The organism is Pseudomonas sp. microsymbiont 2 (assembly GCF_054788395.1).
Genome location: NZ_CM139112.1, coordinates 1,224,171 through 1,237,782 on the forward strand (window position 1 = coordinate 1,224,171; position 13,612 = coordinate 1,237,782).

The window sequence follows — 13,612 nt, forward strand, 5'->3', positions numbered from 1 at the left end:
TCCGTTGTCGAGTGTATGCGGTTGATCGAGACGTTTCGCACGCCTGTTGTTGTAAGGGCCGCTGGCTGTTTTTCGGATCGTTCTCCAGGATCCGGCGCAGGCGCGGATTATGCCTTATATGGGGCGCTTGTTGAGATACACTCTCGCCACCCGAGTGCCGGGATAACAATGACAAGAACGCTCGAGAGACGATGGCATGACCGAATACGAACAGCGGCAGATCGCCGAGGCGATCGCCCGCGCCGAGCGGCGCACCGACGCGGAACTGGTGACGGTACTGGCCCGTCGCGCCGATGACTTCCCCTACCTGCCCCTGCTCTGGGCCGCCTTGCTGGCCCTGCTGGTGCCGGGTGTGCTGCACCTGTGGCTGGGCGGTATCGGGGTCAACGGCCTGTTGCTGGCACAGATGCTGACGTTCATCGGGTTATGCCTGCTGCTGCGTCACCCGCGTCTGGCGGTCTGGGTAGTGCCGACGGTATTGCGCCGCCGGCGTGCTTCCGGGCTGGCCCGACAGCAGTTTCTCGAGCTCAATCTGCAGCGCACGGCGGGTGCGACCGGGGTGCTGATCTTCGTCAGCGAGGCCGAGCGCCATGTCGAGATCCTGGTCGACGAGGGCATCGCCCGGCACTTGCCCGAGCAAGCGCGCGAAGCGATCGTCGCGCGGTTCACCGAACAGGTGCGCCATGGCCAGACGTTGCAAGGGTTCGTCGAGTGCATCGAGGCCTGTGGCGAGCTGCTCAGCGAGCATGTGCCGCCGACTCATGCGCGCAATGAGCTGCCCAACCGCCTGGTGATTCTCGACTGATCCGTGCCGTGGGCGCGGGGTCGCCCGCGCGGCAGGCCCGCGGCGGCAATCCGACCAGCCCGCTGCCACAGGGGTTCGCGATGAGCCGGCATCGACGTAGAATGCCCCGCATTGCGCATCGCGCCCCCCGCATTTCGAGGCACCCGTTCCCATGTCTTCCCCTTCTTCTGCCCCCTGCGCGCCGGATGCGCGTGCCCAGTTCCTGACTCTGCTGGCCGATGCCCTGGCCGATGGCAGCCTGGGCAAGCTGGTGCTGGCCCGCCACGTCGGCGCCGACCAGACCCTGCAACGGATCATCGCCAAGCCGGTGCAGCTCAAGGGGCAGGCCTGCCTGCAACTGGTCTACCGCCACCAGACTCGCGACATCACCCGCAACCTGCCGTTGGACCAGGCGCAGGCGCTGGTTGCCGAGCTGTTGCCGGAGAGCTTTCGCAACGCCCACCTATTCACCGTCGCAGGCGAAGTGCAGCTGGGTTTCAGCAAGAAAGGCAAGCCGATGTTGCAGCGCCACCTGGCGCAGCAGGTCCAGTCCGAAGCGGCCACGGCCGGACATGACCGGCAGAAGAAGCGCTACCTGGAGCTGTCGCGGCCGTTCCTGCGCGACCTCGGGGTGACCGACGCGCAAGGCGCGCTGATCCCGTCGATGTCGCGCAAGTGGAAGCAGATCAACAAGTTCATCGAAGTCTTCGATCACGCCCTGGCGGGCGCGCCGGTCGCGGCGGACCAGCTGTTGCGGGTGGCCGACTTCGGCTCGGGCAAGGGCTACCTGACTTTCGCCATGCACGACTACCTGCGCAATACCTTGGGACGTGAGGCGCAGGTCACCGGTGTCGAGCTGCGCCCGGACATGGTCGAGCTGTGCAACGCCGCCGCCGCGCGCCTGGAACATCCGGGCCTGGTCTTCGAATGTGGCGATGTGCGCAGCGTGGTGCCCGAGGCCATCGAGGTGATGATCGCCCTGCATGCCTGCGACATCGCCACCGACTACGCCATCCATACCGGTGTTCGCTGCAACGCCGCGATCATCATGTGCTCGCCATGCTGCCACAAGCAGATCCGCCCGCAGATGCACAGTCCTGGCCTGCTGCAGCCGATGCTGCAATACGGCCTGCACCTTGGGCAGCAGGCCGAGATGCTCACCGACAGTCTGCGTGCCCTGTATCTGGAGGCCTGTGGCTACGAGACCAAGGTCTTTGAGTTCATTTCGCTGGAGCACACCAACAAGAACAAGATGATCCTCGCCGTCAAGCGTCGCCAGCCACAGGACAACGCGGCCCTGCTGGAGAAGATCGCCGAACTCAAGGCGTTCTATGGCGTGCGCGAGCACTGCCTGGAAACCCTGCTGCTGGCGGATGGGCTGATCACCGGTTAGGGCAGCTGCAAGCGTTTCCCTGTTTGCGATAGGACGCTTCTGAAGCGCTGGTCGTGGGGCGGATGAATGGTGTGCGCGATCTAGGCTGGGTCGGGATGACGTCTGTCGGCGCCTCCTGGTTGTCACTTGACAACCATGTTCTCATGTCCATACTGGAGCGCAACCGATGGCCCGTCCCACGCACCCCAACAAGGAAGTCGAGCAGACCCTGATACACGCCGAGGCGCAGGGTTGGAAAGTCGTGGTACGAGGCGGCCATTGCTGGGGGCGCATCTATTGCCCCAACAACGATCGCGAATGCCGTTGCGGCGAGTTCTGCATCACTAGTGTGTGGAGCACACCGAGAAACCCGGGCAACTTCGCCCGTCAGTTGCGGCGAATCGTCGACAACTGCACGTCGGCGCGCGGTATCGTCAATCAGCCTGTGGAGCACATGTGATGGAGTATGAATTCACTCTCAAGTACCAGTTGACCGGTGACGAAGATGTCGATGCGCTGATCGAACGGCTGGGGGAGGACGGTTGCGATGACGCCGTGATCGGTATCGGTCAGCCGGGTCGCCTGGCGTTGGCCTTCGTCCGTGAAGGGGCGAGCGCCCAGGAGGCGATGCATGGCGCCCTGGCGGATGTCCGGCGTGTGATACCGCATGCCCGGTTGATCGAGGCCAGCCCTGATCTGGTCGGCCTCACCGACGTGGCTGCACTGGTGGGCGTGTCCCGGCAGAACATGCGCAAGCTGATGCTCTCCCACCACCGCAGCTTCCCGGTACCGGTGCATGATGGCAGCCTGTCGCTCTGGCACCTTGCCGATATCCTGTCCTGGATGCAGGAGCGCGGCAACTATGCCATCGCCCAGACCCTGCTGGAACTGGCCCGCACGGCGATGCAGGTGAACGTTGCCAGGGCGCAGGAACGCGTGGCAGGAGGACGGTGATGCAATCCCTTGCATCATCGTCGCTCGCCGGGCTCAGAAGAACCGGGTGACGCTGATCTTGGCGTTGCGCCCGACGGTATAGGCGTTCTCTCCCGACAGTTCCGGCCTGACAGCCTTGTTGAACAGGTTGTCCACGGTCAGGTTGACCTCGGTCCCTTTCAGGTACGCCTGCTGCGGTTTCCAGTTGGCGAACAGTCCGTGGATCTCGTACTTCTCGTTGCCGAAGTTGTCGTAGTAACGGTCGCCGAGCGCGCTGGCCGGGCCTTCGAAGTACTTGTCGCTGGGCAGGTGGCGGGTGGCGCCGACGAATTGCGCGGTCCAGCCTACACGGGCGTCCCAGGCCGGAATCTTCACCCCCAGGGTAGTGATCCACTTGGGCGCCGGTACGTCCTTGGCCCACACGTCCGGGCCCCACGGGTTGGTGTAGGCGCCTTCATGGCGGCCTTCCATCCAGGCGTACGACACGGCACCGAACAGGTAGGTGGAGTCGTAGAACGTCTCGATCTCGAAGCCTTTGTAGACCACGTCGCCGATGTTGCGGTAGTTGCCCATCAGGCCGCCGCCGCAGGTGTTGGCGATGCTGCCGCCGGTGGCCAACTGCTCCTGGCAACCGACACCGGTGGCCTTGAAGATCTCGTCGGTGATCTTGTTGCGGAACAGCGTGGCGCGCACCTGGGCGCTGTCGCCCTGGGTGAACACGTTGGAGAAGTCGCTGATGCTGCCCACGCGCACGCCGGTGATGCGCTCCGGGTCAAGGTTGCGGCTGGTGGACGTGCGGCTGCCCACGCCTTGTACTTCGTACTGTTCATCCAGTACCGGTGCGCGCCAGGTCTTGCTGTAGTCGGCGAACAGCGCGGTCTGATCGCTGAGCTTCCAGAACAGCGACAGACGCGGCGACCAGCCGCTGTAGGTCTTTTCGCTGTAGTCGTGCCCAGCCTGCGGGTTGTTGTAGTAAGGCGCCTGGTTGGGCTTGCCTTCGTTGGCGACATGGTCGTAGCGCAGCGAAGGGGTGATGGTCAGGCTGCCCAGGGTGATGGCGTCTTGCAGGTAGTAGCCCTGGCTGTCGACCTGGCCGCTGGGCATGAAGTAGGGCTGGTAGTGGCCATAGTTGTACTTGGGCACTTCATAGGTCTTGCCGGGCATCCACATCTGCGTGTCGCGATCATGGCGGCGAACCTGCACGCCCGCGGTCAGCGCATGTTCCAGCGGGCCGGTGAGGAAGGTGCTGGTGTTCTTCACATCGAGCATGCGGTCCTTGTACTCGGTGTCCATCTTGCGACCGCCGGTGGCCGGCTGGAAGAACGCCGTGGCTTCGCGCTCGTCGGTCTGCTTGGTGTCGGACTCGGAGTACTTCACTTGCAGGTCGACCCACGGATTCTCGATCGGCTGGTACTTGTAGGTGGCCGACCAGGTGGTATCGGTCGTGGTGCGGTTGGCCAGGAAGCGCTTGAGCGAGCCGTCGTAGCCGTACTTCTTGATGTCCGCAGCGCTCGGTGGCGCCGGGTAGGCCGTGGAGGCGAAGGTGGTCCAGCGTTCACTCTCGGAGCGCGAGTAGGACAGCCCCAGGCTGTGCTCGTCGGTGAAGTGGACATTGCCCTTGAGCAGCACACCGTCCAGGTCCAGGGCGCTATAGGGCACGCGCTTGGGGTTGACCGGCCACTGGTTGTTGGGGTCGGGCAGGTTGTCGGCCATCTTCAGGTTGCCGCCGTCGCGCTTGGTGTAATAGACCAGGCCATCGAAGCGTCCGTCGTCGCTGCGACCGAACAGCGCCGAGCTGTAGATCTGCTGGTGGTCGTTGCTGGCATAACCGTACTTGAGCATGGCGCCACTGTTGCGGCCTTCCTGCAGCAGGTCGCCGGCATCCTTGGTCTCCATGTTGACGCTGCCGCCGAAGCCACCGTTGCCGGTCTTCACCGAGTGCGGCCCCTTGTCCACTTCGATGTGCTTGATCAGCTCCGGCTCGATGAAGATGGTGCCTTGCTGGTAACGCTCGAAGCCGCTCTTGGGCGCGCCGTCGAGGGTCATTGGCACGTCCTCGGCGTCGCCCAGGCCCCAGATGTTGATGGTCTGGCCGCCCGGCTTGGACGAGCCGCCCATGTTCACGCCCGGCAGGGTGGCGAGCACGCTGGGGATGTTGTTCGGCTGGTAGCGGTCGATCTGTTCCTGGTCGAGGGTCGAACGCCCGACGTTGCCCGGGTCGACCTGCTGGCCGTCGCCGACGATGCTCAGGGCGCCGAGCTGGATGCTGTTGTCGGCGCTCGGATCGTCCTCGCGCAGACGCACCACATACGTGTTGCCCATGCGCACGACATTGAAGCGGCTGCCGATCAGCAGTCGGCTGATGGCCGCTTCAGCCTCGAAGTCGCCCTTGAGTGCCGGGGCCTGAGCCGCGCCAAGCAGGCCTTCGTCGAACAGCAGCTGGACCTTGGCCTGCTGGGCCAGCTGGCTCAGCGAGCGGGCCAGCGGTTGCGCAGGCAGGTCGAACGGTACCGGGGCGGCTTCGGCGGCCAGGCTCACGGCCAGGCACAGGGCGAGCAAGGTAGGTCGGGCAGGCAGGCAGTGCAACGGACGCAACGCGGACAACATGGATTCCCCCAAACGGCAAAAGGCCGGAAAAAGCCCGCCATCACGCGGCAGGCGAGGAGGAAGACGCGTCTTTGCGAAAATACCTCACCTGCGAATGATAAAAATTCTCAAATTATTTTGCGCGTCGCTCGATACGCAGACGGCCGTCGGCCAGCAGGGTGGTCTTGACCGGTAACAGGGCGGGCAGGGCGTTGAGCAGCGCGTCGGGGTCATGCACATCGAGATTGCCCGACACCTTGTAGCGGCCCAGGGCCGGATCGGCCAGCACCACCGGGTGCTGGCGGTACAGTCCGAGTTCGTCGACCAGGCTGGCCAGTTCACGGTTGCGGAAGCTCACATGGCCTTCGCGCCAGCCGGCGACTGGCTGCTCGCCCAGCTCCTGGCGAGTCAGACTGCCTTGCGCCAGATCGTAGGTGGCGCCTTGGTGGGCACCGAGCAACAGCGGGGCGTTGCGCTCACCAGGCGTTTCGAAGGCGACCTGGCCGTGGGCGACGGCGACCACCAGTTCGCGGTCGCCGCGACGCAGATCGAAGCCGGTACCGACCACTCGCACCCGACCGCTGCCGGCGTCGACGAACAGCGGGCGTTCCTTGTCGGGCGCGACGTCGATGTACAGCTGGCCATGATCGAGGTGGATCAGCCGGCGTTCGGCGCTGAAGTCCAGGCGCAGGCGGGTCTGCGCGTTCACGTACAGCTGGCTGCCGTCGGGCAATTTCAGGCGTTGCGCTGACTGCACGGCGGCAATGCGCTGGCTGAGCGGCTCGCTGCCGGCGCCTGGGTTGCCGACCACTACCGCGCACAGCAGCGCCGCCGCTGCCGCCAGGGCCGGGCGCCAGCGGGGCGGGCGGCGGACCGGCAGCGGGGTCGGGCGACTGGCCTGCTTGAGTGCCGCCAGATCGTCCCACAGTTGTTCGAACTGGCGATAGGCGCGCGCGTGCTCCGCTACCTGCATCCATTGGGCAAATGCCTTGCGCGCCTCCCGCGAAGGGGCATTGCGGTTGCGACTGAACCAGCTCGCCGCCTGGGCGTCGATCGGGGACGGGTCGAGCTCGTCGGTGGGGGTCATGGGGACTGCTCCGTGCCAGTGTCACTGTCCAGGCGTTGCTTGCATTGCAGCAGGGCGGCGGCGATGTGCTTTTCGACCATGCTGACGGAAATGTTCATGCGCTCGGCGATCTGGGCCTGGGTCAGGCCTTCGAAACGGTGCAGCATAAGGGCTTCGCGCCGGCGCGGCGAGAGCTCGGCGAGCACTTGGCGCAATTGATTCAGCCGTTGTTGCTGCTGGGCGTGGTCCAGCGGGTCGTTCGCCTGCGCAGGCAGCTCGTCGGGCAAGGCGTCTTCGGCCAGCACCACCTGGCGTACCTTCTGCCGCCGCCAGTGGTCGCTGAGCAGGTTGCGCGCCACCTGGAACAGGAATGCCCGGGGCTGCTCCACCTTGGCCCGGTCCCGGTAGCCCAGCCACTGGGCGAACACGTCCTGGGTCATGTCCGCGGCATCGCTGGCATTATCCGTGCGCTTGCGCAGGAAATGCAGGATGTCGGCATAGAAACCTCGGCAGGCTTCTTGTGCGGTGGTGGGGTCGGGTTTGGGGCGCTGCATGCACGCTTTCCGGAGCTGGCAAGAGGAAAGGGTGCGGATCTTATCGAGAATTATTTACATTTGCAAAATAGTACGATCAACGCCGACGGTTAAGTTCGGCGGGCGCCGCAATGGCCAGGTCGAGGCGCCCCAGCGGGTGGCTGGTGGCATCGAAAAAATGCAGTGAAGTTTGCTCAAGATCGGCGAAGCGCTGAGTAAAGTGCTGTTTCTGATTGATGATCGAGGCTTCGCTCAGTGGCCGGACGGCGATGGCCAGATGCTGTGGACGCGCCTGGCGGATGGCATCGAGCAGGTGCTGGTCGCTGCTGTCCAGGTGTTGTCCGAACAGGCACAGCCCCTCTCGCTCCCGGGCAAGTTGCCCCAGGCTCCAGGACAGATAGTCCGAGTTGCGCAGGGCGCGCAGCTTGTCGTCGCTGCGGCTTTCATTGACGAACAGCGGTACTTCGCCAGGGATGTTGACGGCGAAGCCCTCTAACAGTTCGGCCTGCTCGGCGCTGCGCTGGCGCGTGCTGCCATCGGGCAGCTTGAGCAAGTGCATGCCGCCGTGCAGGTGCAGGACACGAATACCGTCGCTTGGTGCACGGCGAACATCGAAGAAACCCTGTTCGTCGAAGACTGTGGCGAAACCTTGCGGGTCCTCGGCGATCGCCCAGGGCAGGATCAGGTCGTAATTGCTGGTGTAGACCGTGCGGTATTGACGCAGCGCCTGGTTGATCGCCTGGCGCGTCGGGACGGCGAACAGCGACCAGGGCAGGTGGACGGCCCGTACCGCATGGATCAGCGCTTCCTTGATCGAGTAATAGCGGTTCAGTGGCGCGGTGGAGTTGATCGCCAGCGCGGCGTTGGCCCGCACGGTGCTGTTCAGGGTGCTGAGCACGGGCTCGAACAGTTCGCTGCCGAGTGCCTTGAACAACGCCTGGTCGCTCACGCCCAGGGCCTTGTGCCTGACGCGTTGTGCTTCCTCGAACAGCGAAAAGTAGCCGAACGGTTTCCACAGCGCGCGACTGGCGCCATTGCCCAGCAGCAGGGCGTTGCAGGGGTGGCGCTGGTTGAGGTCGGCCCAGGCGGGCAGGTGGGCGTCGAGTGCGGGCATGACAGGTCCGTGGGCTGCGGGGAAACGCGGGCGACTTTAGCATGTCATGCGTAATGTGCGAGGCTTGCCGTCCAGCGCAATCCATCGCGCATGGCAAGGGCTCTATTGCAGGGCCTGCCCACTCGTACAAGGAACAGTCGAATGAACAGTACTTCCCTCATCCTGAGTCTCGGCCTGAGCACGCTGTTGACCACCGGCCTGGCTTGCGCCGCCGATGGCGCGGCGTTGGCCAAGGCGCAGGATATCCCGCACCCGGCCGTGATCGCCCACCGAGGCGCGTCGTACGATGCCCCGGAGTCCACCACGCCAGCCTACCTGCTGGCCCGTGAGCTGGGCGCCGACTACCTGGAGATGGACCTGCAGCGGACCCGCGACGGGGTACTGGTGGTGGTCCATGACGATGTGCTGGGCCGTACCAGCGATGTCGCCGAACGCTACCCTGAGCGCAAGATCAGCCCGGTCAGTGCCTTCACCCTGGCCGAGCTCAAGGCGCTGGATGCCGGCAGCTGGTTCAACAAGGCTTATCCCGAGCGTGCCCGGGACGCGTTCAAGGGGCAGCGCATCCTGACCCTGGACGAGGTGATCGACATCGCCGAAGGCAATCCCGACCGTCATCCCGGCCTGTACATCGAGACCAAGGAACCTGCCCAGTTCCCTGGCATCGAGCAGGATCTGAAAAAGCGTCTCGAGGCTCGCGGCTGGCTCGACAAGCCGGGCCGGGTGGTATTGCAGACTTTCGATCGCAATAGCCTCGAACTGCTGCACAAGGCGATGCCGCAAGTGCCGAAGATCCTCCTGCTGTGGGTGGCCAAGGGCGCGATCGAGCCGGCCTCGGGACAGGACTTCGCCGAATCCGGCGAGCAGGACAAGTCAGCCTTCTACGCCCGCCAGCAACCCAAGGACCGCGCCGAGTTCGAGCGCTGGCTCGACCATGCCAAGGCCGGTGGCGCTATCGGCACCGGCCCGTCGGCGACCCGGACGCACCTGGGAGAGCAGAGCTACGCCGACCTGATCCAGCCGTGGATGAATCAGGCCAGCCACGACAAGGGACTGCTGGTTCACGTGTACACCCTCGACGAGAACGTGGACTTCGACAAGGCGATGAAAGCGGGCGTGGATGGCATCTTCACCAACCGCGCGGGTGAGCTGATGCGCTTCTATGGCCGGCCAGTGCCGCACAACGAAGGCCAGTTGCTGAAGACGCTCGGTTACTGAATCCAAGCCGAGGCTGGCGATGGCCGAATGACATGTGTGAGAATGATAGGAATTCCTATTATCACCCATCGCCAGCTCAGCAATGACCTTTCTCTCCACCGACTGGAGTGCCCGAGCGGCGCTCCCGGCTGTCGTCGATGACCTGCTCGCCCATTACAGCGATCTGCGTCGCTATCTCTGCGGTCGCTTGCGCAACCCCGACGACGCGGCTGATATCGCCCAATCCAGCTTCGCCCAGGCCTACGCCCACGCCCTCAGCGCGCCGGTGATCAATGCCCGGGCCCTGCTGTTCCAGGCGGCGCGCAACCTGTGCATCGACCAGTATCGGCGGCGCAGCACCGAGCTGGCGGCCCTGGAGGACTGGCTGGCGCGGGCAGAATGGCTGAGCCCCAGTGTCGAAGCGATCATGATCGCCCGCGAGCAGCTGCAGCACCTGATCGCCCGCATCGAGCGCATGCCGAAGCTGCGTCGGGAAGTGTTCGTCCGCGTGCGCCTGCATGGTCACAGCCACCGCGAGGTCTGCGAGGCGCTGGGACTGTCGGCCAAGTCGGTCGAGCTGCACATCGCCCGTGCGGTCTTCGACCTGTCGGAACTGCGCCTGGCCGCGCGCCATGACTGAGCCGGCCTCGCCGCGCAAGGTACAGCAAGCCCTGGTTTACCTGGCGGCCCTGCAGGGCGACGACCCCGCGCGCGTCAGCAGGACCGAGGGCCTGGCTCTGCGTTGGCGCAAGCGCAGCGACGAGCATGAGCGCGCCTGGCAGGAAGCCGAGCAGCGCTGGCAACTGGTTCATCGGCTGGCTCCTCAGCTACGCGGCGCCTTGCAACCGCAGACTAGCGACCCTGGTCGTCGGCGCGTGCTGCGCCAGGGCGGCGCGCTGGCGTTGTTGCTGGCCTCGGGCGGCTGGCTGGGCTGGATGTTCACGCGCACCGCACCGTTCCTGCAGGATTTACGGACCGCGCATGCCCAGGCGCCCCATGAGTTGGCGTTGCCCGATGGCAGCCAGCTGCTGGTGGCCGCCGAGAGTAACCTGCGGGTGCGTTTCGACCATGGCGAGCGTCAGGTACTGCTGTTGCATGGCAATGTCTTCTTCGACGTTGCCCACGCGTTGTGGCGGCCGTTCGTGGTCAGCACCCGCCTTGGCCGGGTAGAGGTGCTGGGCACCGCTTTTACTGTCAGTGACCGCGGTGATCGGGTGCAGGTGGCGGTTTCCAGAGGACGGGTGCAGGTACGCGACCTGCAGGGGCGGGAGCAAGTACTGCGGGCGGGTGAGCGCATCTGCCTGGATGGCGATGGGCGCCTGGGCACGCTGCGTGCCGGTGGCCAGTTCGGCCCGGACCTGGCGCATTGGCGGCGTGGCTGGTGGTCGTTCACCGACCAGCCGTTGCGCGAAGTGATAGGGGAGCTGAATGCCTACGTCGCGCAAGCGATCGAGGTCGATCCCAGCGCGGCCGACCTGCGCCTGACCGGGAGCTTCCCCAGTGACCGACCGGATGTACTGCTCGAAGCCTTGCCGCGAATCCTGCCAGTACGCGTGCTGGCAAAGGGCGGCCAGCAACTGATCGTGCACGCGCGAAATTCGTTTGAGGGGTAAATCACTGCTGCCGCGTCATCAGCTGTGAACCCACCTCTCGCAAGGACCGATCATGTCGCTTCTCTCCTCCCGTGTCCCTGGCACCCTGCGGCGCCTGGCCCTGGCCTGCGCCCTGGGCGGCAGTGGCCTGGCCCTGGCCGACAGCCAGCCGCTGAACCTGGATCTGCCAAGCCAGTCGCTGGAGACCACGGTACATGCATTGGCGCATGCCTCTGGCGTGGCCATCGCCGCTGACAGCCGCCTGCTCGCCGGGCGCGCCGCGCCGGCCTTGCAGGGCCGCTACACGGTGCTTCAGGCCCTGCGCCAGCTGCTGGCCGGCAGCGACCTGGTCGCGGTCGAGGAGCAGGGGGTGATCATCCTGCGCGGATCTGCCGAGGAGGGCGCACTTACCTTGGGCGCGACCACGGTCAATGCCTCGGGCTTCAACAGCGACCTGCCGGACAGCTACAGCGGCGGCCAGGTGGCGCGTGGCGCGCGCCTTGGCATGCTGGGCAACCGTGACCTCATGGACACGCCTTTCAGCGTCACCGCCTACACCGCCAAGACCATCGAGAACCAGCAGAGCGGCACGGTCGGCGCGGTGCTGCGCAATGACCCGTCGATCCGCTTCAGCACCGGCGAAGGGCATGCCTACGAGAACTTCATGATTCGTGGTTACGCGCTGGACTCCACCGAGCTGGCACTGGGCGGCCTGTATGGCCTGGCGCCGGACGGCCATGTGCCGACCGAATTCCTCGAACGTGTCGAAGTGCTCAAGGGGCCCAGCGCGTTGCTCAATGGCATGGCGCCCAACGGCGGCGTGGGCGGTGTGGTCAACCTGGTGCCCAAGCGCGCCGGCGACGCGCCACTGACCCGGCTGACCACCAGCTACGTGTCCGATGGCTATGTCGCCGAGCATATCGATGTGGGTCGACGTTTCGCCGATGGACGCTTCGGTATCCGCTTCAACGGTGTCTACGGCAGTGGTGACACCGGCGTCGACAAACAGTCCAAGGATCGCACCCTGGCCGCTCTGGCCCTGGATTACCGGGGCGACGACTTCAAGCTCGAACTGGACGCCTACGAAAGCCACGAAAAACTCGATAACGGCAGCCCGATGATGGCCGGCTTCACCGGCCTGAACCAGGTGACCCGCGCGCCCAAGCCCGATACCAACATCCTCGAGGGCATCCATGCCCGGCAGATCAGCAAGGCCGTGGTCCTGCGCGGCGAGTATCAACTCGATGACAACTGGAGCGCCTACGCCAGTGTCGGCGGTGCGCGCACTCGCTACGATGGCTTTCTCAACGGTACCCGTGTGGTGGTGAACAAGGTCGATGGCTCGGCCATCGGCGAAACCTACAACCAGGCTGGCTACACCCACAGCCTGTCCAGTGAGGCGGGGCTGCGCGGCAACTTCATGACCGGCCCGGTCAGCCATCAACTGGTGCTCAGCACCACCTTGCTGCACCAAGATATTGGCCGTGCGCCCACGGTCACCGGCCCCAAGTACCCGACCAACATCTACCGGCCCGGCAAGGCAGTCATCGCCGGCAACCATGGCAGCAGCACCAAGACTGGCGACAACACCCTGTCGAGCTTCGCCGTGGCCGATACCCTGGGCTTTGTTGACGAGCGCGTGCTGCTCACGCTCGGCGTGCGTTCCCAGCGCGTCCGTCAGAAGATGAGCACGCCTGCGTACGACGAGCGCAAGCTGACCCCGGCCGTGGGCATCGTGCTCAAGCCCTGGGATGCGCCGGTGTCGCTGTACGCCAACTACATCGAGGGCCTGACCCAGGGTGGCATGGTGACGGATGTGAAGGCGGCCAACTACCGCGAGCAGTTCGCGCCTTATGTCGCCAAGCAGATGGAGGCTGGGGTGAAGTGGGACCTGGGCGATTTCACCCACACGTTGGCGCTGTTCCAGATCGACAAGCCCAGCATGATCTACGACAAGCCCAGCAACCGTTACAACGATGACGGTGAACAGCGCAACCGCGGCGTGGAGTGGACGATGTTCGGCGAGGTGGTGCCCAGCGTGCGCCTGCTCGGCGGCGTGACCTACACCCGTGCCGTGCTGAGCAAGACCGCTGGCGGCGCCCTGGACGGCAACACCGCGCGCGGCGTGCCGGCCTGGTCGGCCAATCTCGGGGCCGAGTGGGACCTGCCCTGGGTCGAGGGCCTGACCCTCACCGCCCTGGGCATCCACAGCAGCTCCCAGTACCTGGACTCGGCCAACCAGCTGAAGATCCCGCAATGGACCCGCTACGACCTGGGTGCGCGCTACGCCACCAGGGTGTTGAGCAAGGACGTGACCCTGCGCGCCAGCCTGGAGAACGTCGAGAACCGCGCCTACTGGGCCGGGGTGTTCAACGACGGCTATGCGACGGTCAGCGAGCCGCGCACCTTGAAGCTCTCCGCCAGTATCGACTTCTGAG

General features: G+C 65.2%; 12 protein-coding genes. 8 read left to right on the forward strand and 4 right to left on the reverse strand.

Annotation, left to right across the window (positions count from 1 at the left end):
* Positions 1-196: 196 nt before the first annotated feature.
* The 4 genes from ACYUME_RS05580 to ACYUME_RS05595 all read left to right on the forward strand — a co-directional run bounded on the left by ACYUME_RS05580 (position 197) and on the right by ACYUME_RS05595 (position 3,110).
* Entirely contained in the window at positions 197-805 is a 609-nt protein-coding gene (locus ACYUME_RS05580; RefSeq protein ID WP_279881533.1) for a TPM domain-containing protein, read from the forward strand.
* 151 nt (positions 806-956) lie between these two features.
* Entirely contained in the window at positions 957-2,177 is a 1,221-nt protein-coding gene (locus ACYUME_RS05585; protein WP_279881535.1) for a class I SAM-dependent methyltransferase, read from the forward strand.
* A gap of 166 nt (positions 2,178-2,343) precedes the next feature.
* Positions 2,344-2,616 carry a hypothetical protein gene (locus ACYUME_RS05590; RefSeq protein WP_279881537.1) on the forward strand — a complete coding sequence of 91 codons (273 nt, stop codon included), beginning with the start codon at positions 2,344-2,346 and terminating at the stop codon, positions 2,614-2,616.
* Positions 2,616-3,110 (forward strand): helix-turn-helix transcriptional regulator, encoded by a 495-nt coding sequence (locus tag ACYUME_RS05595; protein WP_460418270.1) that lies wholly within the window; start codon positions 2,616-2,618, stop codon positions 3,108-3,110. Before ACYUME_RS05590 ends, ACYUME_RS05595 begins: the two co-directional genes overlap by 1 nt.
* 33 nt (positions 3,111-3,143) lie before the next feature.
* Here the strand turns inward: ACYUME_RS05595 and ACYUME_RS05600 are convergent, their stop codons facing one another.
* From ACYUME_RS05600 to ACYUME_RS05615, 4 genes are all read right to left on the reverse strand, one after another.
* Positions 3,144-5,696, reverse strand: coding sequence for a TonB-dependent receptor (locus tag ACYUME_RS05600; protein ID WP_460418271.1), 2,553 nt, complete (start codon positions 5,694-5,696; stop codon positions 3,144-3,146).
* 112 nt (positions 5,697-5,808) lie between these two features.
* Positions 5,809-6,762, reverse strand: a complete 954-nt coding sequence (locus tag ACYUME_RS05605) for a FecR family protein (protein ID WP_460418272.1) — start codon at positions 6,760-6,762, stop codon at positions 5,809-5,811.
* Positions 6,759-7,295, reverse strand: coding sequence for an RNA polymerase sigma factor (locus ACYUME_RS05610; protein WP_279881549.1), 537 nt, complete (start codon positions 7,293-7,295; stop codon positions 6,759-6,761). Before ACYUME_RS05610 ends, ACYUME_RS05605 begins: the two co-directional genes overlap by 4 nt.
* Positions 7,296-7,371: 76 nt before the next feature.
* Positions 7,372-8,388 carry a DUF4917 family protein gene (locus tag ACYUME_RS05615; RefSeq protein ID WP_460418273.1) on the reverse strand — a complete coding sequence of 339 codons (1,017 nt, stop codon included), beginning with the start codon at positions 8,386-8,388 and terminating at the stop codon, positions 7,372-7,374.
* A gap of 141 nt (positions 8,389-8,529) precedes the next feature.
* Between ACYUME_RS05615 and ACYUME_RS05620 the strand changes: the two genes are divergently transcribed.
* The 4 genes from ACYUME_RS05620 to ACYUME_RS05635 all read left to right on the forward strand — a co-directional run bounded on the left by ACYUME_RS05620 (position 8,530) and on the right by ACYUME_RS05635 (position 13,611).
* Entirely contained in the window at positions 8,530-9,603 is a 1,074-nt protein-coding gene (locus ACYUME_RS05620) for a glycerophosphodiester phosphodiesterase family protein (protein WP_460418274.1), read from the forward strand.
* Between the two features lie 82 nt (positions 9,604-9,685).
* Positions 9,686-10,222 (forward strand): RNA polymerase sigma factor, encoded by a 537-nt coding sequence (locus tag ACYUME_RS05625; RefSeq protein WP_279881556.1) that lies wholly within the window; start codon positions 9,686-9,688, stop codon positions 10,220-10,222.
* Positions 10,215-11,195, forward strand: a complete 981-nt coding sequence (locus tag ACYUME_RS05630) for a FecR family protein (RefSeq protein ID WP_460418275.1) — start codon at positions 10,215-10,217, stop codon at positions 11,193-11,195. The genes ACYUME_RS05625 and ACYUME_RS05630 overlap by 8 nt, the downstream gene beginning before the upstream one ends.
* A 52-nt stretch (positions 11,196-11,247) precedes the next feature.
* Positions 11,248-13,611 (forward strand): TonB-dependent siderophore receptor, encoded by a 2,364-nt coding sequence (locus tag ACYUME_RS05635; protein WP_460418276.1) that lies wholly within the window; start codon positions 11,248-11,250, stop codon positions 13,609-13,611.
* Position 13,612: the final 1 nt, after the last annotated feature.

Bases quoted from the DNA above. Each gene is read 5' to 3' on its own strand.
- ACYUME_RS05580 (WP_279881533.1), top strand. From the start codon at position 197: ATGACCGAATACGAACAGCGGCAGATCGCCGAGGCGATCGCCCGCGCC.
- ACYUME_RS05585 (WP_279881535.1), top strand. From the start codon at position 957: ATGTCTTCCCCTTCTTCTGCCCCCTGCGCGCCGGATGCGCGTGCCCAG.
- ACYUME_RS05590 (WP_279881537.1), top strand. From the start codon at position 2,344: ATGGCCCGTCCCACGCACCCCAACAAGGAAGTCGAGCAGACCCTGATA.
- ACYUME_RS05595 (WP_460418270.1), top strand. From the start codon at position 2,616: ATGGAGTATGAATTCACTCTCAAGTACCAGTTGACCGGTGACGAAGAT.
- ACYUME_RS05600 (WP_460418271.1), bottom strand. From the start codon at position 5,696: ATGTTGTCCGCGTTGCGTCCGTTGCACTGCCTGCCTGCCCGACCTACC.
- ACYUME_RS05605 (WP_460418272.1), bottom strand. From the start codon at position 6,762: ATGACCCCCACCGACGAGCTCGACCCGTCCCCGATCGACGCCCAGGCG.
- ACYUME_RS05610 (WP_279881549.1), bottom strand. From the start codon at position 7,295: ATGCAGCGCCCCAAACCCGACCCCACCACCGCACAAGAAGCCTGCCGA.
- ACYUME_RS05615 (WP_460418273.1), bottom strand. From the start codon at position 8,388: ATGCCCGCACTCGACGCCCACCTGCCCGCCTGGGCCGACCTCAACCAG.
- ACYUME_RS05620 (WP_460418274.1), top strand. From the start codon at position 8,530: ATGAACAGTACTTCCCTCATCCTGAGTCTCGGCCTGAGCACGCTGTTG.
- ACYUME_RS05625 (WP_279881556.1), top strand. From the start codon at position 9,686: ATGACCTTTCTCTCCACCGACTGGAGTGCCCGAGCGGCGCTCCCGGCT.
- ACYUME_RS05630 (WP_460418275.1), top strand. From the start codon at position 10,215: ATGACTGAGCCGGCCTCGCCGCGCAAGGTACAGCAAGCCCTGGTTTAC.
- ACYUME_RS05635 (WP_460418276.1), top strand. From the start codon at position 11,248: ATGTCGCTTCTCTCCTCCCGTGTCCCTGGCACCCTGCGGCGCCTGGCC.